This is a genomic window from Pseudomonas protegens, assembly GCF_013407925.2.
Lineage (GTDB): Bacteria > Pseudomonadota > Gammaproteobacteria > Pseudomonadales > Pseudomonadaceae > Aquipseudomonas > Aquipseudomonas fluorescens_AP.
The window spans coordinates 1,513,801-1,539,391 of sequence record NZ_CP060201.1; the positions used below are offsets into that span (position 1 = coordinate 1,513,801).

General features: G+C 63.3%; 21 protein-coding genes. 7 read left to right on the plus strand and 14 right to left on the minus strand.

Annotation, left to right across the window (positions count from 1 at the left end):
- The first annotated feature begins 113 nt into the window (after positions 1 to 113).
- The gene (locus GGI48_RS07105; protein WP_016964976.1) at positions 114 to 1,436 is read left to right on the plus strand and encodes a putative porin; all 1,323 of its coding nucleotides are present in this window, start codon (positions 114 to 116) and stop codon (positions 1,434 to 1,436) included.
- Positions 1,437 to 1,571: 135 nt separating this feature from the next.
- On the opposite strand, the gene GGI48_RS07110 is transcribed toward GGI48_RS07105, so the two are convergent.
- From GGI48_RS07110 to aceK, 5 genes are all read right to left on the minus strand, one after another.
- Positions 1,572 to 1,805, minus strand: coding sequence for an anti-sigma factor family protein (locus GGI48_RS07110; RefSeq protein ID WP_179597625.1), 234 nt, complete (start codon positions 1,803 to 1,805; stop codon positions 1,572 to 1,574).
- Positions 1,799 to 2,413, minus strand: coding sequence for an RNA polymerase sigma factor (locus tag GGI48_RS07115; RefSeq protein ID WP_016964978.1), 615 nt, complete (start codon positions 2,411 to 2,413; stop codon positions 1,799 to 1,801). Before GGI48_RS07115 ends, GGI48_RS07110 begins: the two co-directional genes overlap by 7 nt.
- An 80-nt stretch (positions 2,414 to 2,493) precedes the next feature.
- Positions 2,494 to 3,615 carry a beta-ketoacyl-ACP synthase III gene (locus tag GGI48_RS07120; RefSeq protein ID WP_047302532.1) on the minus strand — a complete coding sequence of 374 codons (1,122 nt, stop codon included), beginning with the start codon at positions 3,613 to 3,615 and terminating at the stop codon, positions 2,494 to 2,496.
- 220 nt (positions 3,616 to 3,835) lie between these two features.
- On the minus strand, positions 3,836 to 7,747 hold the full coding sequence (hrpA, locus tag GGI48_RS07125; RefSeq protein WP_047302531.1) for an ATP-dependent RNA helicase HrpA: 3,912 nt from the start codon (positions 7,745 to 7,747) through the stop codon (positions 3,836 to 3,838).
- 96 nt (positions 7,748 to 7,843) lie between these two features.
- Positions 7,844 to 9,565 (minus strand): bifunctional isocitrate dehydrogenase kinase/phosphatase, encoded by a 1,722-nt coding sequence (gene aceK, locus GGI48_RS07130; protein ID WP_016966740.1) that lies wholly within the window; start codon positions 9,563 to 9,565, stop codon positions 7,844 to 7,846.
- 416 nt (positions 9,566 to 9,981) lie between these two features.
- Here aceK and GGI48_RS07135 point away from each other — a divergent pair, with 416 nt between their 5' ends.
- Together GGI48_RS07135 and GGI48_RS07140 are read left to right on the plus strand one after the other, a co-directional pair.
- On the plus strand, positions 9,982 to 11,607 hold the full coding sequence (locus GGI48_RS07135; protein ID WP_047302529.1) for a methyl-accepting chemotaxis protein: 1,626 nt from the start codon (positions 9,982 to 9,984) through the stop codon (positions 11,605 to 11,607).
- 71 nt (positions 11,608 to 11,678) lie between these two features.
- Positions 11,679 to 12,572, plus strand: coding sequence for a DMT family transporter (locus GGI48_RS07140; RefSeq protein WP_179597627.1), 894 nt, complete (start codon positions 11,679 to 11,681; stop codon positions 12,570 to 12,572).
- Positions 12,573 to 12,644: 72 nt separating this feature from the next.
- Here GGI48_RS07140 and GGI48_RS07145 read toward each other — a convergent pair whose 3' ends face one another.
- The 4 genes from GGI48_RS07145 to cysK form a co-directional block, all read right to left on the minus strand.
- On the minus strand, positions 12,645 to 13,016 hold the full coding sequence (locus GGI48_RS07145) for a hypothetical protein (protein WP_016966746.1): 372 nt from the start codon (positions 13,014 to 13,016) through the stop codon (positions 12,645 to 12,647).
- Positions 13,017 to 13,358: 342 nt separating this feature from the next.
- Positions 13,359 to 14,222: a DMT family transporter gene (locus GGI48_RS07150; protein WP_179597629.1), complete on the minus strand. Its 864-nt coding sequence runs from the start codon at positions 14,220 to 14,222 to the stop codon at positions 13,359 to 13,361.
- A gap of 352 nt (positions 14,223 to 14,574) precedes the next feature.
- Entirely contained in the window at positions 14,575 to 15,513 is a 939-nt protein-coding gene (locus GGI48_RS07155; RefSeq protein ID WP_016966749.1) for an aspartyl/asparaginyl beta-hydroxylase domain-containing protein, read from the minus strand.
- A gap of 216 nt (positions 15,514 to 15,729) precedes the next feature.
- Entirely contained in the window at positions 15,730 to 16,704 is a 975-nt protein-coding gene (gene cysK / locus GGI48_RS07160; RefSeq protein ID WP_179597631.1) for a cysteine synthase A, read from the minus strand.
- Positions 16,705 to 16,831: 127 nt separating this feature from the next.
- Here cysK and GGI48_RS07165 point away from each other — a divergent pair, with 127 nt between their 5' ends.
- The 3 genes from GGI48_RS07165 (at position 16,832) to GGI48_RS07175 (ending at position 20,086) form a co-directional block, all read left to right on the plus strand.
- Complete coding sequence (locus GGI48_RS07165) at positions 16,832 to 17,908, plus strand: DUF748 domain-containing protein (protein WP_179597633.1); 1,077 nt, start codon at positions 16,832 to 16,834, stop codon at positions 17,906 to 17,908.
- A gap of 141 nt (positions 17,909 to 18,049) precedes the next feature.
- Entirely contained in the window at positions 18,050 to 18,895 is an 846-nt protein-coding gene (locus GGI48_RS07170; RefSeq protein ID WP_179597635.1) for an AAA family ATPase, read from the plus strand.
- 12 nt (positions 18,896 to 18,907) lie between these two features.
- Entirely contained in the window at positions 18,908 to 20,086 is a 1,179-nt protein-coding gene (locus GGI48_RS07175) for a vWA domain-containing protein (protein WP_016966760.1), read from the plus strand.
- 24 nt (positions 20,087 to 20,110) lie between these two features.
- Here the strand turns inward: GGI48_RS07175 and GGI48_RS07180 are convergent, their stop codons facing one another.
- The 4 genes from GGI48_RS07180 to GGI48_RS07195 form a co-directional block, all read right to left on the minus strand.
- On the minus strand, positions 20,111 to 21,076 hold the full coding sequence (locus tag GGI48_RS07180; RefSeq protein WP_179597637.1) for a biotin-dependent carboxyltransferase family protein: 966 nt from the start codon (positions 21,074 to 21,076) through the stop codon (positions 20,111 to 20,113).
- A complete protein-coding gene (pxpB, locus tag GGI48_RS07185) occupies positions 21,073 to 21,777 on the minus strand; it encodes a 5-oxoprolinase subunit PxpB (RefSeq protein WP_179597639.1) in 705 nt (234 codons plus the stop codon). The genes GGI48_RS07180 and pxpB overlap by 4 nt, the downstream gene beginning before the upstream one ends.
- Positions 21,774 to 22,526, minus strand: a complete 753-nt coding sequence (locus GGI48_RS07190; protein ID WP_103741182.1) for a 5-oxoprolinase subunit PxpA — start codon at positions 22,524 to 22,526, stop codon at positions 21,774 to 21,776. Before GGI48_RS07190 ends, pxpB begins: the two co-directional genes overlap by 4 nt.
- A gap of 72 nt (positions 22,527 to 22,598) precedes the next feature.
- The gene (locus tag GGI48_RS07195; protein ID WP_179597641.1) at positions 22,599 to 23,882 is read right to left on the minus strand and encodes an MFS transporter; all 1,284 of its coding nucleotides are present in this window, start codon (positions 23,880 to 23,882) and stop codon (positions 22,599 to 22,601) included.
- 137 nt (positions 23,883 to 24,019) lie between these two features.
- On the opposite strand from GGI48_RS07195, the gene GGI48_RS07200 reads away from it, so the two are divergent.
- Entirely contained in the window at positions 24,020 to 24,940 is a 921-nt protein-coding gene (locus GGI48_RS07200; RefSeq protein WP_047302519.1) for a LysR family transcriptional regulator, read from the plus strand.
- A gap of 106 nt (positions 24,941 to 25,046) precedes the next feature.
- On the opposite strand, the gene GGI48_RS07205 is transcribed toward GGI48_RS07200, so the two are convergent.
- Entirely contained in the window at positions 25,047 to 25,589 is a 543-nt protein-coding gene (locus GGI48_RS07205) for a DUF2937 family protein (RefSeq protein WP_016965929.1), read from the minus strand.
- Between the last annotated feature and the right edge of the window lie 2 nt (positions 25,590 to 25,591).

A 25,591-nucleotide genomic window follows, 5' to 3' on the forward strand; every position in this document is an offset into this window, starting at 1 on the left:
ACTGGCGCCTGTTTTTAGAGCGCCGGGTTCTACCCGACCACTGTTTTCCGATCTGCACAGGTCGGTTGTGTCCAGGATGGTTGAGCCATCCACTCTTACCTTCGGAGATTGCTATGCGTCTTGCTTCCACGAAAACCGCGGCAGCCCTGTGTGGCGGCCTGTTACTGGCCATGAGCGTGCCCGCCAGTGCTGCGGTCGACGCCAAACTGCTCGACATGCTCAAGGCCAACGGCTCGATTTCCCAGGCGCAGTACGTTGAACTGCAAGCCGAACTGGCCAAGGATCAGAAGGCCCAGCAAATCGCTCAGCAAGCGCAGCAAGAAACCAATGAACAAGTGGCGGCGGCGGCCAAGAAAGCCAACGAGCTGAGCGCCTTCGACCAGAAGCTGGCCTGGGCGGCCAAGACGCAGTTCAAGGGCGACGTTCGAATCCGCCAGGAAACCGTCAAGATCGATGGCGAAGCCAACAACGGCGGCCGCGACAAGGATCGCCAGCGCATCCGTGCTCGCCTGGGCGCCTACAGCGAGATCAACCCGCAGGTGGACACCGGCATCCGCATCGCCACCGGCGGCGGCGACGATGCCCGCTCCACCAACCAGGACATGGACAACTACTTCGACAAGAAACAGATCTGGCTGGACCTGGGCTACATCGACTATCACCCGGACGCGGTCAAGAACCTGCACGTGATCGGCGGCAAGATGCTGCAACCCTGGGTCAGCATGGGCGACGTGATCTGGGACAGTGACATCAACCCAGAAGGCCTGGCCGTCACCTACAAATACCCACTGGGCGGCAGTGCCGAACTGTTCGGCAGCCTGGGTAACTACACTCTCAAGGACAACGTCGACGGCGAAGGCGTGCAGTTCCGTCATGACCTGCGCCTGACCGCCGGCCAACTGGGTAGCCGCTTCGCCCTCACCGACAACCTGAAGCTGACCCTCGGCGGCAGCGTCTATGCCTACCAGAACGACAAGGACAGCCGTTGCACCGGCACCTCCACCCCTTGCGCCCTGGCGGTCAACGGCAACTCGGCCGACAACCAGTTCCGCCTGTACGAAGGCTTCAGCCAGATCGACATCGGCGGCCTGCCGATGCCGCTGTCGTTCTACGGCCAGTACGTGAAGAACAACGATGCGGTGAACGATCAGGACACCGCCTGGCTGCTGGGCGCCAAGTCGAAGGTCTTCGGCTTCAACCTCGACTACAACTACCGCGACGTGCAGCGCAATGCCGTGGTCGGCGCCTTTACCGACTCCGACTTCGCCAACGGCACTACCGGTTCCCGCGGTCACAAGTTCAAGGTCGGTTACGACATCGACAAGAACTTCGCCCTGGGCGCGACCTACTTCCTGACCAAGGCCGACTACTCCAGCCGCACCCAGCGCGACGCCAATACCAACACCCTGCAACTGGACGCCGAAGCCAAGTTCTAAGCGACCTGCTCGTACACCGCAGACGCTGGGCGTGCCAACCGCGCACAACGTCTGCCGGGTTTCAACAGTCCGGCGCGGGGCAACGCTCCCCCATCATCCGTTCGTGGTCGCCGCGCCGGCCTGTGTTTTTCCCGCTCAAACGTCCTTGTTGCGTTGCGTCGCCAGACGCTCGGCCAAGTCATCCAAACCCTCCAGGGGCGGCTCCGGCAACACCCGCAAGGTGGCCTGGAGCAGGCGCATCTGCCGAATGAAACGCCGGCAATTGGGGCAGAACAACAGGTGATGGCGCACCATCAGGCGCTCGCGAAAGCTCAACTGACCATCGAGATAATCGCTGGAACGTGCCACTTGTTCCTTACAGGTCAGCATTGGCCGGTTTCCTCAAAATGCTCCACGGTGGCGAAGACCTTCAGACGTGCCCGATGCAACAGCACCCGGACATTGGAGAGCGTGAGCCCCAAAAGATTACAGATTTCTTCCAGCTCCAGGCCCTGGCGCTCGCGCAGCAGCAGGACGCTGCTTTGCAGTTCCGAGAGGCTGAGCAGGGTGTGTTCCAGACACTCGCGCAGCTCGGACTCGGTCAGCAGGGCTTCGGGGGTGTCTTCGTGCCAGGCGAAAGGCGCCACCAGCCAGTGGCCATCGCTGGAAGAGAAACGCTCATCGCCCACGGTGCCGTGAGGCGCGGGCAGATCATCGAGCAAGACTTCCCGGCGATTCTGTTTATAGCGGCCCTTGGCCGCGTTGGCGGTGATGGTCAGCAGCCAGGTCTTGAGGCTGGAACGCCCCTGAAAGCCCGACAGATTGCGCACCACCGACAGCCAGGCGTCCTGCACCACTTCATCGGCGTGACGATTGCCGACAATCGCGTAAGCCACCGCGCGCATGGCGCTCTGGTAGGTGCTGACCAGTTCCTTGTAAGCCTTTTGTTCGCCCGCCAACAGGCGCTCTAGCAGTTGCGTGTCATCAGCAGCAGCCATTCGTGCCTCGTTCAATCATGCAGGTTCAAGAGGGTGTGACGCGCCAATGCCGCCCGGCGCCACACCCGCATCAGCCTAGATCAACGCTTGCGCAGCAGGACGCTACCGATCGAATAACCGGCGCCGAAGGAGCTGAGCACCGCCAGGGAGCCGCTGGCCAGGTCGTCCTGGTACTTGTGGAAGGCAATCACCGACCCCGCCGAACTGGTGTTGGCGTAAGTGTCGAGAATCACCGGCGCCTCTTCCACCGAGGCTTCGCGGCCCAGGAGCTTCTTGACGATCAGGTGGTTCATGCTGAGGTTGGCCTGGTGCAGCCAGAAGCGCTTCACGTCGCTGACGTTGAGCTGGTTCTCTTCCAGGTGCGCGGCGATCAGCTCGGCCACCATCGGGCACACGTCGCGGAACACCTTGCGGCCTTCCTGGACGAACAGCTTGTCGCGGGCGCCGACGCCCTCTTCCGCGGCGCGGTTGAGGAAGCCGAAGTTGTTGCGGATGTTGTTGGAGAACTGGGTCAGCAGCTTGGTGCTGACGATCTCGAACTGGTGCGGGGAGGTGGCCAGGTCGGCGCGCTCGATGATCACCGCGGTGGCGGCGTCGCCGAAGATGAAGTGGCTGTCGCGGTCGCGGAAGTTCAGGTGCCCGGTGCAGACTTCCGGGTTGACCATCAGGATCGCCCGGGCCTGGCCCAGTTGCACGCAGTTGCTGGCGGCCTGGATGCCGAAGGTCGCCGAGGAGCAGGCCACGTTCATGTCGAAACCGAAGCCCTGGATGCCCAGGGCGGCCTGGACTTCGATGGCGATGGCCGGGTAGGCGCGCTGCAGGTTGGAGCAGGCGACGATCACCCCGTCGATGTCGGCGGCGGTCTTGCCGGCCCGTTGCAGGGCCTGTTCGGCGGCGGCCACGGCCATCTGGCAGAGCACCGACCACTCGTCGTTGGAGCGCTCCGGCAGGCGCGGCGTCATGCGCTGCGGATCGAGGATGCCGTCCTTGTCCATGACAAAGCGGCTCTTGATGCCCGAGGCTTTTTCGATGAACGCGGCGTTGGATTCCGTCAGGGCCTGCACTTCACCGCGCTCGATGGCGGCGGCGTTGTCGCTGTTGAACTGATGGACGTAGGCGTTGAAGGACTCCACCAGCTCTTCGTTGGAGATGCTGTTGGCCGGGGTAAACAGGCCGGTGCCGCTGATGACGACGTTATGCACGGTCGTTCCTCTAATGTGTTGAGGCAGAAGGTATTGGCACCGTCGTACCAAACCGTAAAGGGACGGCTCCCGCTGAGGGAGCCGTTGCTGGCATCGCTTTATTCCGATCCGCCCGGGCTGGCTGGGGTGCTGCTAACCGGGGCCGGCATTTATGACGGCGAAGTTTGCCATAACCATCGATCTTTCGCCGCAACTGCAAGATCGACGGAGCGCGCGAGGGTCAGGCTTCGACCTGGCTCCATTGCTTGCTCAGGCGCTTGTCGGAAATCGGCACCTTGGTCCCCAACTGCTGGGCAAACAGCGACACCCGGTACTCCTCCAGCCACCAGCGGTACAGCTCCAGTTGCGGATCGCGCTTGCCTTCCTGGGCATGTTTCTGCGCCCGGGTCTGGTACTGGCTCCACAGACCGGCCAGTTCGCTGCTCCAGACCCGGTCCTTCTGCACCTGACTGCCGAGTTTCTCGAAACGCAGTTCCACCGCCTTGAGGTAGCGCGGCAGTTCCTTGTGCCACAGGGCCGGGGTTTCCCGGACAAAGCCCGGGTACACCAGATTCGCCAACTGCGACTTGATGTCGTTGAGGGCCACGGCCTGGGCCAGGTCGATCTTGCCCTTGAAGCGTTTTTGCAGGCCGTGCCAGAGCTTGAGGATCTCCAGGGTCAGGCGCGCCAGACGCTCGGCGTGCTCGGTCCAGGCGCCGCGCTTGCGCTCGGCCAGGGACGCCAGCCCCGCGCCATCCCGAGGCAGCGTGGCTTCGCCGTCGAGGATGCAGCTGTCGAGGCTGGCTAGCAGAATGTCCTCCACCAGCGCATCGACCCGGCCCAGTTCGCGGTACAGCAGGCCCAGCTCGGTCAGCCCCGGCAGTTTGCCGCGCAGGAACTTGGCGGGTTCGGCCAGTTGTTGCAACAGCAGGCGCTGCAAGGCCCGGCGGTGCTGGAACTCGGCTTCGGCAGCAGTGGAGAAACGCCCTTCCTTGACCGTCCCCGCCTCCTCGACCAACGCCGGATACACCGTCATCGACAGCCCGGCGATCTTCTGTTGGGTCTTTTCCGCCACCGCGGCGAACACACGGGCTTCCACCGGCTGCTGGCTCTTGGCGGTCTGCGGCACCGCCAGGGCGGCCTGGCTGGCTTCGGCAAAACGCGCGGTCAGTTCGGCCAGGTCACGGCCTTCGCCGAGGAACTTGCCCTGGGCGTCGACGATTTCCAGGTTCATCCGCAGGTGGCTTTCCACCTGTTGTTCGGCTTCGCTCCAGGCTTCGTCGCTGACCCGCGCGCCGGTCATGCGCAGCAGCTCGCGGCCCAGGGCCTGGGGCAAGGAGCCTTCGGCGAAGACCATGCGCTGCAAGGCCGCCTTGACGAAGTCCGGCACCGGCACGAAGTTCTTGCGCAGGGCCTTGGGCAGGTTGCGCACCAGGGCAATGCACTTGGCCTCGATCAACCCCGGCACCAGCCATTCCAGGCGTTCGGCGGGCAGCGCCGGCAGCAGCGGCGCCGGCACCCGCAGGGTCACGCCGTCGCGGGGATGGTTGGGTTCGAAGTGATAACTCAGGGCCAGTTCCAGATCGCCGATATGCAGGGTGTCCGGGTACTGCTTGGCAGTGACCTCGCTGGCCTCGCGGGCCAGCACGTCTTCCTCGCGCATGATCAGCAGTTGCGGGTTCTTCTGGCTGTGCACCCGGTACCAGCTGTCGAAGGTCGCGGTCTGGTGGATCTCCGCCGGCAAACGTGCGTCGTAGAAGGCGAACAGGGTTTCCTCGTCCGCCAGGATGTCGCGGCGCCGGGCCTTGGCTTCCAGGGCGTCGAGCTGCTCCAGCAACTGGGTGTTGGCGCTCAGGCACTTGGCCTTGGACTGGATCTCGCCGCGCACCAGGGCCTCGCGGATAAACAGCTCGCGGGACACCACCGGGTCCACCGGGCCGTAATGCACCGGCCGGCGACCGACCACGATCAGCCCGAACAGGGTGATCTGCTCGTAGGCCACCACCTGGCCGCGCTTCTTCTCCCAATGGGGCTCGAAGTGGTTCTTCTTCACCAGGTGGCCGGCCAGGGGCTCGATCCAGTCCGGCTCGATCTTGGCCACCATGCGCGCATAGAGCTTGGTGGTTTCCACCAGTTCGGCGGTCATCAGCCATTGCGGGCGTTTCTTGCCCAGGCCCGAGGACGGGTGAATCCAGAAACGCCGCTGACGAGCCCCCAGATAATCGCCGTCTTCGGTCTTCTGGCCGATCTGGCTCAGCAGCCCCACCAAGACAGCCTTGTGCAGTTTCGGGTAGTCCGCTGGTTCCTTGTTCAAGCTCAGTTGCAGGTCGCGGCAGATCAGGCTCAGTTGCCGGTGCGAGTCGCGCCACTCGCGCAGGCGCAGGTAGTTCAGGAAGTTCTTGCGGCACCAGTTGCGCAACGGGCTGGCGCTCAGGGCCTGGCGCTGCTCTTCGAAACCGCGCCACAGGTTGACCAGCCCGGCGAAGTCCGAGTCCACATCTTTCCACTGCGCGTGGGCCTGATCAGCGGCCTGCTGACGCTCCGGCGGACGCTCGCGTGGGTCCTGGATCGACATCGCACTGGCGACGATCAGCACTTCCTGCAGGCTGCCGAGCTTGGCCGCTTCCAGCAGCATGCGGCCCATGCGCGGGTCCACCGGCAGGCGCGCCAGTTGCCGGCCCAGCGGCGTCAGCTGGCTGTTGCGGTCCACCGCCGAGAGTTCTTGCAGCAGGTTGAAACCGTCGCTGATGGCCTTGCCATCCGGCGGCTCGATAAACGGGAAGGCGGTGATTTCCCCCAGGCGCAGATGGAGCATCTGCAGGATCACCGCCGCCAGGTTGGTACGCAGGATTTCCGGATCGGTGAACTCCGGACGGCCGAGGAAATCTTCCTCGCTGTACAGGCGCACGCAGATCCCCGGCTCGACCCGGCCGCAACGGCCTTTACGCTGGTTGGCGCTGGCCTGGGAAATCGCCTCGATGGGCAGGCGCTGGACCTTGGCCCGGTAGCTGTAGCGGCTGATGCGCGCGGTGCCGCTATCGATCACGTAGCGGATGCCCGGCACGGTCAGCGAGGTTTCCGCGACGTTGGTCGCCAGCACCACACGGCGGCCAGGGTGCGACTGGAAGATGCGCTGCTGTTCCGCCGGCGACAGGCGCGCGTACAGCGGCAGGATCTCGGTGTGCTTGAGCTGGGCCTTGCGCAGCATCTCCGCGGCGTCGCGGATCTCCCGCTCGCCGGGCAGGAACACCAGCACGTCCCCGGGGCTGCGCCGCTCGCTACGCTCGTAGGCGGCGATTTCATCCAGGGTGGCGAGGATCGCCTGATCCACCGTGAGGTCGTCCTCGACCCGGTTGCCCTCCTCGTCCTGCTCCAGGGTCAGCGGGCGATACCAGGTTTCCACCGGGAAGGTGCGGCCGGAGACTTCGACGATCGGCGCGTTATCGAAGTGCTTGGAGAAGCGCTCCAGGTCGATGGTCGCCGAGGTGATGATGACCTTCAGGTCCGGGCGCCGTGGCAGCAGGGTCTTGAGGTAACCGAGGAGGAAGTCGATGTTCAGGCTGCGCTCGTGGGCCTCGTCGACGATGATCGTGTCGTAGCGTTCCAGGTAGCGGTCATTCTGGGTTTCCGCCAGCAGGATGCCGTCGGTCATCAGCTTGATCAGGGTGCTGGAGTCGCTCTGATCCTCGAAACGCACCTGATAACCCACCAGCGAACCCAAAGGCGTGGCCAGTTCTTCGGCGACCCGGCTGGCAACACTGCGGGCGGCGATCCGCCGAGGCTGGGTATGGCCGATCAGGCCATGCTGGCCGCGACCGATCTCCAGGCAGATCTTCGGCAACTGGGTGGTTTTGCCCGAGCCGGTCTCGCCGGCAATGATCAGCACCTGATGCTTGAGCAGCGCCTCCTTGATCTCGTCGCGCTTGGCGGCGATCGGCAGGCTGTCGTCGTAGCGAATCGGCGGCACGCTGTCGCGCCGCGCCGTCACCAGATTGCACGACGCCTGCATCCGCTCCAGCCACTGGGCGAGCTTGGCCTCGTCGGGCTTCTTGCGCAGCTCAAGCAACTGCCGACGCAAGCGGTGGCGGTCGGCGAGCATGGCGTGATCGAGGTTTTTCAGCAGTTGGTCGATTGCAGGCGATTCGGAAGTCATAGGAAAGCAGCGGCAAGCTTCAAGCGAAAAGCCGCAAGATTAACGCAGCTTTGCGCTTTTAGCTTGCTGCTTGTCACTTACCGCCAGCCGCTGCTTCTATTCGTCCTCCAGGCCTTTGCGCCGGTAAGGAAAGACATCGATGATCTTGCCGGCGCGAATCGCCTCTTGCAGGCCTTTCCAGTAGTCGGCGTTGTACAACTCGCCGTGCAACTGGTCGAACAACTTGCGCTGGCCGGCATCGGCGAACAGGAACGGCGGGAACTCCTCGGGGAACACATCATGCGGGCCGATGGAGTACCAGGGTTCGGAAGCCATCTCGTCTTCCGGGGTGCGAGGCGCCGGAATGTGGCGGAAGTTGGCTTCAGTGAGAAAGCAGATTTCGTCGTAGTCGTAGAACACCACCCGGCCGTGACGAGTGACGCCAAAGTTCTTCAGCAGCATGTCGCCGGGGAAGATGTTGGCCGCCGCCAGTTGCTTGATCGCTAGGCCGTAGTCCTCCAGGGCCTCGCGCACCTGGTCCGGGTTGGCGTGCTCCAGGTAGAGGTTGAGCGGGGTCATGCGGCGCTCGGTCCAGCAGTGGCGGATCAGCACCGTCTGGTCTTCCACGGCCACGGTGGACGGCGCCACTTCCAGCAGTTCCTCAAGGCAGGCCGGGTCGAACTTGCTCAGGGGAAAGCGGAAATCGGCGAACTCCTGGGTATCGGCCATGCGCCCGACCCGATCCACGCTCTTCACCAGCCGGTATTTCTCGATCACCGTGGCCCGGTCGACGTTTTTCGACGGCGAGAAACGGTCCTTGATGATCTTGAACACCGTGTTGAAGCCCGGCAGGGTGAACACGCTCATGACCATCCCGCGTACCCCGGGGGCCATGATGAAGCGGTCATCGGTGCTGGCCAGGTGGTTGATCAGGGCGCGGTAGAACTCCGACTTGCCGTGCTTGTAGAAGCCGATCGAAGTGTACAGCTCGGCGATGTGCTTGCCCGGCAGGATGCGCTTGAGAAAGCCGATGAATTCCGCGGGCACCGGCACGTCCACCATGAAGTACGAGCGGGTGAAGGAGAAGATGATCGAGACATCCGCTTCGTCAGTGATCAGCGCATCGATCTGGATGCCCCGGCCTTCGCGGTGCAGCAAGGGGATCACCAGCGGCCACTGTTCCTCGTGGGTGAAGATGCGTCCCACCAGGTACGCGCCCTTGTTGCGGTAGAGCACCGAGGAAAACAGCTCCAGGGTCAGTTCCGGGTCCTTGCACACCCAGTCCGGCAGGTTCTCCCGCAGTTGCGCCTCCAGGCGCCGCAGGTCCCCCGCCAGATCGGCATAGTCCTCGCTGAAACGGTAGTCGGCGAACACCTGTTCGAGCATCGCCGGCAGGTTGCCCTTGGGGTGGTAGCTGCGGGTCTGCGCGGCCCGGGCCCGGCGCAGGCTGGGCCGGGTGGTGTGAATGAACATGCAGCCGTCGCTGATCAGGTCATGGCTGAACAGGCCGCAAAAGATCGAGTTGTACCAGGTCTCGGACAGCTCATCGTCAAAACGCAGGTCGATCAGGCTGATGTAGGCGCTTTTCACCAGTGGCCACTGGCCGACATCCATCAGCGCATCGTCGCTGAAGGCCTGGTGCAGGCGGGCCACGGTTTCACCGACCTTTTCCTCATACAGGTTGATCCGCGCCGCCGAGGCTTTCTGCGCCTCCTGCCACTGCGCCTGCTCGAAGCGCTGCCGGGCACCGTCGGTGATCTGGCGAAAGTGCTCGCGGTAGTCGTCGAAGCCATCGAGGATCATTCGAGCGATATCGGCGGCGGGCCATGACTGCGGCATAAGTAGACCTCTGCGGGAATTTGCGATGCCAGAGCTTAGCCAGTGAAACGACCCGAGGAGAAGCGCATTTTTCGCCCAGCCTGCCGCGCCGGGAAATCTTTGCTGACGATTGCCGGTCATTTTTTTAAATCGACCGTTCGGTCAATAAAAAACCTGCGGGTCGGCACCGCCAGGGCTTTATCGATTCATCCGCAGGCCTTCCAGTACGCGGCGTGAGGGCCTCATGCCTTGCGCAAGCCGGTAGCGCAAAAGTTGCTCCCGTTGCCGGGAAACACTCACGACTATCGGGGAAAAGGCTCTATTCAGGGACTTTCAATGTAATGGCACTTTGCCATATAAAGCGCCCACCCTCCCCTAACAACAGCGCTAAATCAGCGAGGGCCGAATGTTTTTTTAATGTTTTCAAGGAGCACATGATGTCGATCAGGAATATTCGAATCGGCTTGCGAGCCAGCCTGAGTTTTACGGTACTGGCCGCCTTGCTGGTGACAGTCGGGCTGTTCTGCCTGGGGCAGATGGCAACCCTGCGCGAAAGTGCAAAAGTCATCGAGGCCTCGTGGATGCCCAGCATCGAGAACATCCATGACAGCGCCGCCAATATCGCCACCATCCGCCTGGAAGCGCTGCGCCTGCTGGTCAATGACCAGCCCCTGAGTCGGGAAAAAAGCAAGCGCATGATCGCCGACGAACGCCTGGAACTGGCCCAACGCCTGGAGCAGCACAAGGCCCTGCTGACCAACGAGCAGGAAGCGGCGCTGCTGGCACGGCTGAAAAACGCCATCGACCAGTACACGACCCTTCTGCAAGACATCATCCAGCAGATCGATAGCGGCCTTAAGGAGCAGGCCTACACCCGACTCAACGCTGAACTGGCTCCCCTGGGCAACCAGCTGGACAGCACCCTGGAAGAGCTGATCCAGTTCAACCAGCAAGGCGCCGATACCGCCGCCGAAGAGGCCGCCACGCTCTATGAGCGCTCACAGTGGATCGTCGGCATCATCATCGCCATCGCCCTGGCCAGCACCCTGCTCCTGGCCTGGCTACTGACCCGCAGCATCACCGCGCCCCTGGCCCAGGCCCTGGCGATAGCCCGGACCATCGCTGCCGGCGACCTGACCCAGAACGTCAATGGCCAGGGCCGGGACGAGCCGGCGCAACTGCTGACGGCCCTGGCCGGCATGCAGGACAACCTGCGTTCGACCATCCGTGGCATCGCCGACTCATCGCGGCAGTTGGCCTCGGCCGCCGAGGAAATGAGCTCGGTAATGGAACAGAGCACCCGCGGCCTGCAGTTGCAGAACGATGAAATCGAGCAGGCCGCCACCGCGGTCACGCAAATGAGCGCGGCGGTGGATGAAGTGGCCGGCAACGCCGTCTCCAGCGCCGAAGCCTCCCAAGCCTCGGACCAGGACAGCCGCCACGGGCATCAGCAGGTCAGCCAGACCATCGAGTCGATCCAGCACCTGGTCAGCCAGGTACTGGATGCCTCGGAGCAGGCCCAGGGGCTGGCGTCCCAGGCCCAGGACATCAGCAAAGTGCTGGAGGTGATCCGGGCCATTGCCGGCCAGACCAACCTGCTGGCGCTGAATGCCGCGATCGAGGCGGCCCGGGCTGGCGAGGCCGGCCGCGGTTTCGCCGTGGTGGCCGACGAAGTGCGCTCCCTGGCGCAACGCACCCAGGACTCCACCGAAGAAATCGAACAGATGATCAACCGTATCCAGCACGGCACCGATGCCACCGTCAGCGCCCTGCAGAGCAGCGCCGAACAGGCCGGGCAAACCCTGCAGCAAGCCAACGGCGCCGGCAGCGCGCTGGAGAAGATCACCGGGGCGATCTCGCAGATCAGCCAGCGCAACCTGGTGATCGCCAGTGCCGCCGAGCAGCAGGCCCTGGTGGCCCGGGATGTGGACCGCAGCCTGGTGAACATCCGCGACCTGTCGACCCAGACGGCTGCGGGCGCCACCCAGACCTCCGCCGCCAGCCAGGAACTGTCGCGCCTGGCAGTGGACCTCAATGGGCTGGTGACGCGATTTATCCTGTAGCGGGTGCGATAGGGTTTGCCATGCTCTCAGGCTCTGGGCAAGATCGCCGCCCTTCGATAAAGGAAATTGCCGTGAGACTAGTCGACCTCTTGCGCCTGTTGTCACTGGCCGCCATCTGGGGCGCGAGCTTTTTGTTCATGCGCATCATCGCCCCGGTGCTGGGCAGCGTGCCCACGGCGTTTTTCCGGGTGTCGATCGCCGCGCTCGGGCTCTTGGTCATGCTGGCGCTGATGCGGGTCGACTGGAATTTTCGCGGCAAGCTCAAGACCGTGCTGCTGCTGGGCGTGATCAACTCCGGAATCCCGGCAACCATGTATTCGGTGGCCGCCCAGGTGCTGCCCGCCGGCTACTCGGCGATCTTCAACGCCACCACGCCCTTGATGGGGGTGTTGATCGGCGGGCTGTTCTTTCATGAGCGGCTGAGCCTGAGCAAGATCGCCGGCGTCTGCCTGGGCCTGTTCGGCGTCGGCATCCTGACCCGCGCCGGCCCCGTGGCCTTCGACCATGATCTGCTGCTGGGCGCCCTGTCCTGCTTGATGGCCACCACCTGCTACGGCTTTGCCGGGTTCCTCGCCCGGCGCTGGCTGGATCAGGCCGGCGGCCTGGACAGTCGCCTCTCGGCCCTGGGCAGTATGCTCGGGGCCAGCCTGCTGCTGTTGCCGCTGTTCGTCTACAACGCCATCAGCCAGCCGCCGGCCAGTTGGGGTGGCTGGAGCGTGTGGCTGTCGCTGCTGGGCTTGGGGCTGGGCTGCACGGCGTTTGCCTACGTGCTGTATTTCCGTCTGCTCAGCGCCATCGGTCCGGTGCGATCAATGACCGTGACCTTCATGATTCCGCCGTTCGGCGTGTTGTGGGGAGCCTTGCTGCTGGATGAGCCACTGTCCATGGCGCACCTGTATGGCGGTGCGCTGATTGGCGTGGCGCTGTGGCTGGTGCTGCGGCCCACTGCAAAATCTGCCGCCTGAAGCAGCGCCTGGTTCTGATCAGCCTGCGACCCGGTGTGCCTGGGGCTCCGAGTCGCAACACTGGCGGCGGCCCTATGGAACGCTCAGGGTAATCAGGTAAGTGCCGGAGGTCACCGCCTTGCCGGACTGATCGACGAAGGCGTACTGCTGGTCGTAGTAACGGCCCTGGGAACCACTGTCGGCCAGGAGCTTGAGCTTGACCGCGGAACGATCCACCGCGCTGACACTGGTCCCGACCCGGGTCACATCAATCGCCCCACCCCGTGACCCCTGAGGGCACTGGCGCAGACTCAAGCCGGTGCTGGCAGCGCTGGACGCGCAATTGGACTCGACAATACTGCCGGTAAAGCGGATGACGCCTTGCGCCACGGGAGCAGCGGCGAAGCAACTGCTCGACAGTCCCAAAAGCAAACCGAAAGCGGTTGAAGCGAACGTTACGTTCATACTGACTCTCCTTTGTTTAAGGACTATGTCGTCAGTCTAGGTACCGGCTTTAATTTTTAAGGTTTGTCTGATGGACTAATTTGGAATACCAAAAAAGAAGTCCAAACATCTGGTTATCAAAAGAACCTCTAGGGTTCGCTTCAGTCGCTCATTACGTGCACATGCAAGGTTTGAAATCAGACCTTTACTGACCGGCAAAGAACTACACGACGATAGTGGCATCTAGCCACTATTCTTGCTTATAGTCGATCATTAATTGAATCAATAATGGGCAAAAGCGGCCGAGCATTGCGCTCGGCCGCAGGTCTGGGCAACCACCGCGAAGATCGTCGCCCGCGACTATCAGGCGCTCCGACGGAACACGAAGACCAGGCCGACAATGATCAGGCCCATGCCCATCAGGCTCAGCCAGGCCAGACGATTGCCGAAAAACACAAAGTCCATCAGCGCGGTCACCGCCGGCACCAGATAGAACAGGCTGGTGACATTCACCAGGTTGCCCTGAGCGATCAAGCGGTACAGCAACAGGGTGGCCAGCACCGACACCACCAGAGCCATCCACAGCAGCGCAATCACGAAGCCGGCGCTGTAGTCGACGTGAAACGGCTGGAACGGCACGAACAGCGCGCACAGCAGCAGGCCCGCCAGGTACTGCACCGGCAGAGTGCCCAAGGGGTTGTCGGTGATGCGCTTCTGCATGATCGAACCGGCCGTCATGCTGACCAGGGCCAGCAGGCCGCAAAGCATGCCGGAGACGGACATCCCCGCCATCCCGATGCCCTGGTACACCACCATGATCAGCCCGGCGAGCCCCAGGCCAAGGCCGAACAGGCGGCTCCAGGAACGCTGGCGCTCCATCAGCACCACGGTGAGGATCGGCTGCACCCCCATGATGGTGGCCATCACGCCGGGGGTGACCTTCAGGTCCAGGGCCAGGAGGTAGAAGATCTGGTAGGCCCCCAGCAGCACCAACCCCGTGGCCATGGCAAAGCCCATGGCCCGGCGTCCCCGGGGCAGCCGCAGCTTGAGCAGGGGCATGAGCAGCACCAGGCCGATCAAGGCGATGGCAAAGCGCAGCAGCAGGAAGGCAAAGGGCGAAGCGTGGGCCAGCCCCCATTTGGAGAAAATCGCGCCACTGCTCCAGAGCAGGACGAACAGGCTCGTGGAAGCCGCCGCCAACGCGGATTTTTTGGACATGAGCAACATGAATACCACCTGTAATCAGGCAAGAAGCCAATTCAGCCGAGGCTGAAGTTCAGTAGTGTTTGGTTCAGGCGGGCACAGGGAACAGCAGCGGTTGCTGATCAGCCCGAGAAGCCAACGCCCGGCGGTGATACGACTGCGTACACCGGCGTGCTACTGACAGGTGGGGGGTACTGACCGATCTGCACAGGCTGCTGATTCCCGCACGGCACGACGCCAGCGTTGACCGCTGAAAGCACTACCGCGTTGAGGGGGGAAAAGGCCATGTGCTGATCTTTCTTGAAGGGAAAAAACCATGAGTCGGCTGACTCATCGGGCGCCGAATGTAACCGGCGCCCGATATTCATTGCAAGACTTATCCGAACAGCCACTTCCACAAGACCACCAGCACCAGCACCGCCAGCACCGGGCGCAGGATGCGGTAGAGCTTGGGATTGCGACGCTTCCACTGCTTGACCACGCCACTGAAGCTGTCGCTGAAACGCTTGCTCCAGGCGTAGGCCTGGTTGATCCCGCCGACGCGCTCGTCGTCGAGGTTCTGTGGCGCGGTGGCGCGGCCCAGTTGCGCACTGACCCAGCGGTTGATGCGGGTCATCAGCGGGCTGCTCAACGGCCGTTCGATGTCGCAGAACAGAATGACCCGGGTGACGTCGGTTTCGTTCTTCACCCAGTGCACATAGGTTTCGTCGAACATCACGTCTTCACCGTCGCGCCAGGCGTATTCCTGGCCGTCGACGAAAATCCGGCAGGCATCGGAGTTGGGGGTCGACAGGCCCAGGTGATAACGCAGGGACCCGGCAAAGGGATCGCGGTGCGGGTTGAGGTGGCTGCCACCAGGCAGCAGCGCGAACATGGCGCCCTTGACGTTGGGAATCGCGCTCACCAGCTCGACGGTCTTCGGGCACAGCGCCTCGGCCGAAGGCAGCGGCTTGTCGTACCACTTGAGGTAGAAACGCTTCCAGCCCTTCTTGAAGAAGGAGCCGAAGCCGGCGTCGTTGTTCTTCTCCGCCGCGCGGATATAGCCCTCGTCGAACAGGTGCATGGCCTCTTCGCGGATCACTTCCCAGTTGTCCCGCAGGATGTCCAGCTCGGGGAACTTGCTGCGATCCAGGTAAGGCTTGGAAGGCACCCCGGAGAACAGGTACATCAAGGCGTTATAGGGGGCGAACAGCGCCGAATGGTTGACGAACTGGCGCAGTACCGGCAGACGCGCCTTGCCGCGCAGATGCACGTAAAGGATGCTGCCGACGAACAGCGACAACACCGCGAACTTGGCGGCAAAGGAAAAGCTCATGCAACGACTCCTTGGAAATAGGCACCTGTGGGGGGAGTGTTCACCCGACCTGGCAGCCGGCAATGATAAACACTCCTGGACCCTGGAAAAACCCGCACGACTCAACATTCAGTGTTAACGGTCGTGCAACAAAGGCGCTTAAGTAGCACAAGCGGCCAGGCCCTTGCCTGATGTGGATCAGCATTCGCAGGCTCGCCGGCGAATGCCTGGGGGGCGTTACTGCTGGTTTTCCTGCTCGGTGAACAGGTCGCTGAACAGCATGCTCGACAGATAGCGCTCGCCGGAGTCCGGCAGGATCACCACGATGGTCTTGCCCTGCATTTCCGGGGTTTCCGCCAGACGCACCGCCACCGCCATGGCCGCACCGCAGGAAATCCCGCAGAGAATCCCCTCTTCCTGCATCAGGCGCAGGGCCATGGCCTTGGACTCTTCATCGGTCACCAGCTCCACCCGGTCGACCATGTCCAGGTCGAGGTTCTTCGGCACAAAACCGGCGCCGATGCCCTGGATCTTGTGTTGGCCGGGCTTGATCTCGGCACCGGCGAGCTGCTGGCTGATCACCGGCGAAGTCGCCGGCTCCACCGCCACCGAGAGGATCGGCTTGCCCTGGGTCTTCTTGATGTAGCGCGACACGCCGCTGATGGTGCCGCCGGTGCCGACCCCGGCCACCAGCACGTCCACCGCGCCGTCGGTGTCGTTCCAGATTTCCGGACCAGTGGTTTTCTCGTGGATCGCCGGGTTGGCCGGATTGTCGAACTGCTGCGGCATGAAGTACTTGGACGGATCGCTGGCGAGGATCTCGGCGGCCTTTTCAATCGCCCCCTTCATGCCCTTGGCCGGCTCGGTCAGCACCAGTTCCGCGCCCAGGGCCTTGAGCACCTTGCGCCGCTCGATGCTCATGGACGCCGGCATGGTCAGCATCAGCTTGTAGCCACGAGCCGCGGCAACGAAGGCCAGGCCGATCCCGGTATTGCCCGAGGTGGGCTCGACGATGGTCATGCCCGGCTTGAGCTTGCCGCTGCTCTCGGCGTCCCAGATCATGTTGGCGCCGATCCGGCACTTCACCGAGTAGCCCGGGTTGCGTCCTTCGATCTTGGCCAGGATGGTCACCCCGCGCGGGGCGATGCGGTTGATCTGCACCAAGGGCGTATTACCGATGGAATGGGCGTTGTCAGCAAAAATTCGGCTCATGGCTGGGTCCTTATGCAGCAGTGAAGAAGCTCCCAAGGGTATGCCTGGTGCCCTTGAGCGTCCAGTCGCGCCGAACGACTGCGATCGCAGGCAGTCAATGCCTGTATACGGCCGGAGACTGCTGATCATGAAAGCTCGTTACCGTTGGCCCCTGTGGACCCTGGCAAGCCTGGTGGTGCTGCTGGTAGCCCTGCACATCGCCCTGCCCTACCTGGTGCGCGACTACCTGAATGACAAGCTGGCGGACATGGGCGACTACCGCGGACGCATCAGCGACATCGACCTGGCCCTGTGGCGCGGCGCCTACCGCATCAACGGCCTGGAGATCGTCAAGGTCAGCGGCCAGGTGCCGGTGCCCTTCGTCAAGGCGCCGCTGATCGACCTCTCGGTGAGCTGGCATTCACTTTGGTACGACCACGCCGTGGTGGCCAAGGCGCTGTTCGTCCAGCCGGAGCTGAACTTCGTCGACGGCGGCGCCGACCAGCAGGCCTCGCAGACCGGTGCCGGCACCGACTGGCGGGCGCAGTTGGGCAAGCTGCTGCCCATCACCCTCGACGAAGTGCGGATCGAAGACGGCAAGATCCACTTTCGCAACTTCAACTCCAAGCCGCCGGTGAACATCGGTGCCACCCAGGTCAACGCCAGCTTCTACAACCTGACCAACGTGGTCGATAGCCAGGGCAAGCGCGACGCGCGCTTCAACGGCAAGGCCCTGCTCCAGGACCAGGCCCCGATGGAGAGCAGCGCCACCTTCGACCCCCTGAGCGACTTCGAGAACTTCCAGTTTCGCCTGCGGGCCCGGGACATCGAGCTCAAGCGCTTCAACGACTTCGCCTCGGCCTATGGCAAGTTCGATTTCAACGCCGGGCGCGGCGACGTGGTGATCGAAGCCCAGGCCGAGAAGGGCCAGTTGCACGGCTATATCAAGCCGTTGCTGCGAGACGTTGAAGTCTTCAACTGGCAGCAGGACGTGGAGAACCGCAACAAGAGCATTTTCCGCTCGGTATGGGAGGCCCTGGTGGGGGCCAGCGAAACCCTGCTGAAGAACCAGCGCAAGAACCAGTTCGCCACCCGGGTCGAACTCAGCGGCAGCGTGCATCGGCAAGATATCAGCGCGTTCTCCGCGTTTTTGCAGATTTTGCGCAATGGTTTCATCCAGGCTTTCAATGCCCGCTATGAACAGCCCAAGCCCTCGACTGACTGAGTCACCCCGTGACGCTCCATTCAGAGACTGAATGGGGCGTCTACGTTCACAGTCGACCGGGCGCCGCGTTATAGTCGCGCATCGCATCTATTCAACCGACCTGCCCCGGGCAGCTCGCCGTCACCGTTCGAGGAATTGCAGATGAAGTTCGAAGGCACCAGCGCATACGTCGCCACCGATGACCTGAAGCTGGCAGTCAACGCCGCCATCACCCTGGAGCGTCCGCTGCTGGTCAAGGGCGAACCCGGCACCGGCAAGACCATGCTCGCCGAGCAACTGGCCGAATCCTTCGGCGCCAAGCTGATCACCTGGCACATCAAGTCCACCACCAAGGCCCACCAGGGTCTGTACGAGTACGACGCGGTCAGCCGCCTGCGCGACTCGCAGCTGGGGGTGGACAAGGTCCACGACATCCGCAACTACCTGAAGAAGGGCAAGCTCTGGGAAGCCTTCGAATCCGAGGAGCGGGTGATCCTCTTGATCGACGAGATCGACAAGGCCGATATCGAGTTCCCCAACGACCTGCTGCAGGAACTCGACAAGATGGAGTTCTACGTCTACGAGATCGACGAAACCATCAAGGCCAAGCAGCGGCCGATCATCATCATTACCTCCAACAACGAGAAGGAACTGCCGGACGCCTTCCTGCGCCGCTGCTTCTTCCACTACATCGCCTTCCCCGACCGCAGCACCCTGCAGAAAATCGTCGATGTGCATTACCCCGACATCAAGAAGGACCTGGTCAGCGAAGCCCTGGACGTGTTCTTCGACGTGCGCAAGGTGCCGGGCCTGAAGAAGAAGCCCTCGACCTCGGAACTGGTGGACTGGCTCAAGTTGCTGATGGCCGACAACATCGGCGAAGCGGTGCTGCGCGAACGTGATCCGACCAAGGCCATCCCGCCCCTGGCCGGCGCCCTGGTGAAGAACGAGCAGGATGTGCAGTTGCTCGAACGCCTGGCCTTCATGAGCCGTCGCGGTAATCGTTAAGAGGCTGATGCCATGTTGCTCAACCTGTTCAATGAAATGCGCGCGGCCAAGGTGCCGGTGTCGGTGCGCGAGCTGCTGGACCTGATCAACGCGCTCAAGCAGCGCGTGATCTTCGCCGACATGGACGAGTTCTACTACCTCGCCCGGGCGATCCTGGTGAAGGACGAACGGCATTTCGACAAGTTCGACCGGGCCTTCGGCGCCTACTTCAACGGCCTGGAAAAACTCGACGACCACCTGCAGGCGCTGATCCCCGAGGATTGGCTGCGCAAGGAGTTCGAGCGTTCGCTGACCGATGAAGAGCGGGCGCAGATCCAGTCCCTGGGCGGCCTGGACAAGCTCATCGAAGAATTCAAGAAGCGCCTGGAAGAACAGAAGGAACGCCACGCCGGCGGCAACAAGTGGATCGGCACCGGCGGCACCAGCCCGTTCGGCTCCGGCGGCTTCAACCCCGAAGGCATTCGCGTCGGCGATGCCGGCAAGCGCCAGGGCAAGGCGGTGAAAGTCTGGGACCAGCGCGAATACAAGAACCTCGACGACTCGGTGGAGCTGGGCACCCGCAACATCAAGGTGGCCCTGCGCCGGCTGCGCAAGTTCGCCCGCCAGGGCGCCGCGGAGGAGCTGGACATCGACGGCACCATCGACCACACCGCCCGCGACGCCGGGCTGCTGAACATCCAGATGCGCCCGGAACGGCGCAACAGCATCAAGCTGCTGTTGCTGTTCGACATCGGCGGCTCCATGGATGCCCACGTAAAAATCTGCGAGGAACTGTTCTCGGCCTGCAAGACCGAGTTCAAGCACCTGGAGTACTACTACTTCCACAACTTCATCTATGAGTCGGTGTGGAAGAACAACCTGCGCCGCGGTTCCGAGCGCACCTCGACCCAGGACCTGCTGCACAAGTACGGCGCCGACTACAAAGTGATCTTCGTCGGGGATGCCGCCATGGCGCCCTATGAAATCACCCAGGCCGGCGGCAGCGTCGAGCACTGGAACGAAGAAGCCGGCTATGTGTGGATGCAGCGCTTCATGGAGAAGTACAAGAAGCTCATCTGGATCAACCCCTACCCCAAGGACACCTGGGGCTACACCGCTTCGACCAACATCGTCCGCGAGTTGATCGAAGACCAGATGTACCCGCTGACCTTGCGCGGCCTGGAAGAAGGCATGCGCTTTTTGTCCAAATGAACCCGTTCGCCGGCAAGCCGGCTCCTACAAGACAGTGTAGGAGCCAGCTTGCTGGCGAAGCCCTTCAGACACTCCCCCAAACCTGCGCAAGAACGCCACCTGCTGCCGATGCGCCGTCTCCTGCACCACCGGTGCCAGGCGCACCTCGCTGCCCGGCAGACACTGCGCCAACCGCGCCAGTGATAGCGGCGTCAACGCCCCCAATCGCGGATAGCCGCCAATGGTTTGCCGGTCATTGAGCAGGACAATCGGCTGGCCGTCCGGTGGCACCTGGATCGCCCCCAAGGGAATGCCCTCGGAAATCATCGGCGGCCCCTGATACTCCAAGGTCGGCCCGAGCAAGCGCGCGCCCATGCGATCGGCGCGGCTGTCCAGGGTCCAGGTGCTGTTGAAGGCATCGAACAGGCTCAAGCCGCTGAACCGACCGATCTGCGCGCCGAGGATCACCTCCAGCGGCGCCGCGGATTGCAGATCCGGCAACTGCGCAGCCGAGAGAGTCTTTAGCGCCCCACCAGTGCCCGAATAACTCAGCACCCCACCCTCGCTCAGCGCCCGGCCGTAACCATCGAGCCCACCGAGAGCTTCGCGCAGCACACTGGCGCAACTGCCCAGGACCTTGGGCGCGTCGAAACCACCCGGCGCCGCCAGATAGGCCCGGGCGCCAAAGAAAGGCTGGGTAAAGCGCAGGCGCTGGCCCTTTTGCAGGATGAAACTGCGCCCCGGGCTCAAGGGCCGCTCATCCACATAAGCCCCAAGATCAGCACCGGCCAGGGCCAGCAGGCAATAGTCCTCGGCCATGAGGCTGAAGCCGCCCAGGGTGATTTCCACCACCGGCGCATCCAGGGCATTGCCCAGCAGCCAGTTGGCCCAGGACATCGACACCCAATCCAGTGCCCCGCCCTGGGTCACGCCCAGATGGCGCACGCCAAAACGCCCGGCATCCTGCAGCAGGCACAGCGGGGTGCTGGCCTCGATCGTCAAGCGGCTCATGCCGGCACCTCCAACGGCGTGTCATCGCCACCCAGGCGCAGGAACTCGGCCCGCTCCACGGCAGCAAAGCGCACCCGATCTCCCGGCTGCATCAGGCTGTAGCCGTCGCGCTCGCGATCGAACAGGCGGCTCGGGGTACGGCCGATCAGGTTCCAGCCCCCCGGCGATACCACCGGGTAGGCCGCGGTCTGCCGTTCGGCGATCCCCACACTGCCCGCCGCCACCCGCTTGCGCGGGGTGTTCAACCGTGGCGCCGCCAGCGCCTCTTGCACCAGCCCCATAAAGGCGAATCCGGGGGCAAAGCCCAGGGCAAACACTTGATATTCACGCTGGCTGTGACGCTCGATCACCTCGGCCACCGACAACCCGCTGCGCCGGGACAACAGCGCCAGCTCCGGCCCGACACTGAGGTCGTACCACACCGGCAGCACATGTTCGCGCCCGGCCTGAGTGGTACTGGGCGCCAGATCGGTCAAGGCGACCTCGACCCGCTGCCGGGCCTCGGACGGGCTCAGGGCCAGCAGATCGTAATGCACCATCAGCGTGGTATAGGACGGCACCAGATCGACCAGCGACTCGCCAAAAGCCCGCCGCAGCCCTTGGGCGGCGGCCAGCATCCAGGGCATGTTGTCCTCGGCGATGACCTCGAACAAGCGCACCATCAGGCAGTCGATGGCGACGACTTCAACCTGTGGTTTCATAGGCCGGACTGCTGGTTCAAGGCCTCGCGAATGCGCTGCACGGCGGCCACCGAACTGGCGTTGTCGCCATGCACGCACAGGGTGTCGGCCTGCAGCAGCAAGGCGCTGCCGTCGCTGGCGGTCAGGGTGTCGCCCCGAGCGATGGTCAGGGCTTGCTGGAGGATGGTCTGCGGATCGTGATGCACCGCCCCCGGCAACTGCCGCGACACTAGATGCCCGGCGTTGTCGTAGGCCCGGTCGGCGAAGGCTTCGAACCACAGGGTCACGCCGTATTCATCGCCCAACGCCCGGGCCGCGCTGTTGTCGCGGGTGGCCATGAGCATCAGCGGCAGCTGCGGGTCGTAGGCCGCCACCGCCTGGATCACCGCCCGCAACTGGGCCGGCTTGGCCATCATGTCGTTGTACATCGCGCCATGGGGTTTGACGTAACTGACCCGCGTGCCCTGGGCCCGGCAGATGCCGTCCAGCGCGCCGATCTGGTAGTGCAGCAGGTCACGAATCTCCTCGGGCGAATAGCTCATGGAGCGGCGGCCGAAACCGGCCAGATCCTGATAGGCCGGGTGGGCGCCGATGCGCACGCCATTGGCCAGGGCCAGGGCCACGGTCTTGCGCATGATGCCCGGGTCGCCGGCATGGAAGCCGCAGGCAATGTTGGCGCAGTCGATAAAAGGCATCACCTCGGCATCCAGGCCCAGGGTCCAGTTGCCAAAGCTTTCGCCGATGTCGCAATTCAATAACAGGCGGCTCATGGTCGGTGCTCCTGTGGTTCTTGTTGTGGGTCAGCTGCAGGGCTGTCGGGCAATGTTCGCGCAGATTATCAGTTAGCGCGCCTCAAGTTCCTTGCCGCGGGTTTCCGGCAGGCTCAGGGCCGCCAGCACCACCACGCCGTAGGACACCGCGGCAAAGCTGCCGATGGCCAGGCTCAGAGGCACATGCTGGCTGAGCAGGCCGATCAGCAGCGGAAACAGCGCCGCCAGTGCCCGGCCGCTGTTGTAGCAGAAACCCTGGCCGGAACCGCGGATGCGGGTGGGGAACAGCTCGGTGAGGAACGCCCCCATGCCGCTGAAAATACCCGACGCGAAGAAGCCCAGGGGAAAGCCCAGCCAGAGCATCACGGCGTTGCTCACCGGCATTTGCGTGTAAAGCAGGACGATGGTGAAAGAACCGGCGGCGAACAGCACGAAGTTCCTTTTGCGCCCGAGGATGTCCGTCAGGTAGGCGCTGATCACATAGCCCACGTAGGAGCCGGCGATCACCATGGCCAGGTAGCCGCCGGTGCTCAGCACGCTCAGGCCGCGTTCGGTCTTCAGATAGGTCGGCAGCCAGAAGGTGATGGCGTAGTAGCCGCCCTGGGCGCCCGCTGCCAGCAAGGACGCACGCAGGGTGGTGCTGAGGATCCCGGGGGCGAAGATCTCGTAGAACCGCACCGGGTTGCTGGGCAGTTCACGGGCGCGGGTTTCCCGGTAGACCTCGGGATCCTTGACCAGGCGACGGACGAAGATCACGAAGATCGCCGGCAGGATGCCCAACAGAAACAGACCGCGCCAGGCGTCTTCCGGCGGCAGCCAGGAGAACAGCAGCGCATAGAGGATCGCCGTCAGGCCCCAGCCCAGCGCCCAGCCGGACTGCACCATGCCCACCGCCTTGCCACGGTTCTTGGCGCGAATCACCTCGCCGATCAGCACCGCGCCGGCGGTCCATTCGCCACCGAAGCCGAAGCCCATCAGGGTCCGGGCGATCAGCAACTGTTCGTAGTTCTGGGCCAGGCCGCAGAGAAAGGTGAAAAAGGCGAACCACAGCACAGTGAGTTGCAGGGTCCGCACCCGACCGATGCGATCGGAGAGAATCCCGGCGATCCAGCCTCCCAGGGCGGAGGCCAGCAAGGTGCTGGTATGGATCAGGCCGGCTTCGGCGGAGGTAATGCCCCACAACGCGATCAGGGTCGGGATCACGAAGCTGAGCATCTGGGTGTCCATGCCATCCAGGCCATAACCGATCTTGCAACTCCAGAAGGTGCGGCGCTCCTGCTGGTTGATGTCCCGGTACCAGTCAAACGGACCAGCGCGGCGCGGGGCCTTGGCGGCCAGGGTTTCGGGCGCACTCATGGCGATCTCCAGGGTGATTTATTGGTGTTGTTCTGGGCCCAGACGACGCATATCGTGGGTTGGCGCATTCTTCGACGCGGACGCCCGGCGCGTCCAACTAATAAAAACCGCCCCAAGGCATAAGAAAAGTTGATCCCATGAATCTCAAGTTTCTCGAAACTTTCGTCTGGGTGGCGCGGCTCAAAAGCTTCAGCCTCACCGCGGAAAAACTCTTCACCACCCAGGCGGCGATCTCCAGCCGCATCGCGGTGCTGGAAGGCGAACTGGGGGTCAAGCTGTTCCTGCGCGATTCCCGAGGCGTCAGCCTGACCCCGCAAGGACTCAAGGTGCTGGAGCACGCCGAGCAGATGCTCGACACCCTGCACCTGTTGAAACAGTCCATCGAGGCGCCGTCGAGCAAGGTCGGACGGATACGCATCGGGGTCATGGACACGGTGATCCACACCTGGCTCAGTCCCCTGGTGACGGAACTGATGGACCACTATCCGCAAGTGGAAATCGAGCTGGTGGCCGACACCTCGCTGAATCTGTGCGACCAGCTGCAAAAAGGCTTTCTCGACCTGGTGCTGCAGACCGACCTGCTGCGCCAGGAAAGCATCCGCAGCCTGGAAGTGGCCAGCCACCCGGTGGGCTGGATCGCCGCCAGCAATTCGATCTACAACCGTGACTACGCCAGCCTTGCGGAACTGGCCCAGGAGCGGATCATCACCTACTCGAAGAACTCCCTGCCCCACCAGCAAGTGCTGAGCCTGATGCAGGCCAACGGGGTGCTGGCGCCACGGCTCAATTGCGTGAACTCGGTATCGGCCATCACCCGCCTGCTGCGCGACGGCTTCGGCATTGGCGCCCTGCCGCCGGTGCTGGTGCGCGAAGAACTGGCCCGGGGCGAACTGACCCTGCTGGCCATCGACCAGCGACCGCCCAACCTGCAGGTGGTGGTGTCATGGCGGGTCGGCGTGGAACTGGTGGAGGACATCGTGGAGCTGTGCCAGCGCGTGGTGCAGCGCTACGGGCAGAAGGTCGGCGAAGATCACCTGGTGCTGATCGCCCCCCAGTAAACATCGCCCTCCCCCCTTCGCAGGAGCTGGCTTGCCAGCGAAAGCGATCTGCCGCCAGGCGCAGGACCTGCGGGCCCCTTTGCCGGCAAGCCGGCTCCTACAGAGGTCAGAGGCCCTTGAGGTCGCGCTCTTCGATGGGACGGCTCTGGCGCAGGCGCCGGCCACCCAGGACCACCCAGTCGATCAGGCGGTACAGGCACTCAAGGCCGAAGGACAGCAGCATGGCGCCGCTCATGCCCCAGATCATCGCTTCCGGGGTCAGCAGGATCTGGTAGCTGTAGCCGTCCCAGGTTTCCTTGCGGATCTCAGGATCGGGTGCCAGGGCCACTTGCAACAGGCGGATGTACCAGGGGCCCTGCATCGCCTGGTATTGCTTGTCCAGGGCCAGCTGGCGATGCAGCAAGCCGCTCAGGCTCTCGGCATCGCTGCGAAACACCGGGTCTTCACTGGCCCGGTAATGAGCCACCAGGGCATTCAGATCGCCCTTGAAGAACTGCTGCGCGGTAGCCTGGAAGCCCCGCAGACTGTTCTGCGATTCAATCAGGTGGGCTTCCACGCGCTTGGCGTAGTCGCTGATGAAACCCGGCACTTGCACACCGACCAACAGGCCGGCGGCGAACAACACCAGCCGCAGATAACTGAGCAACATAG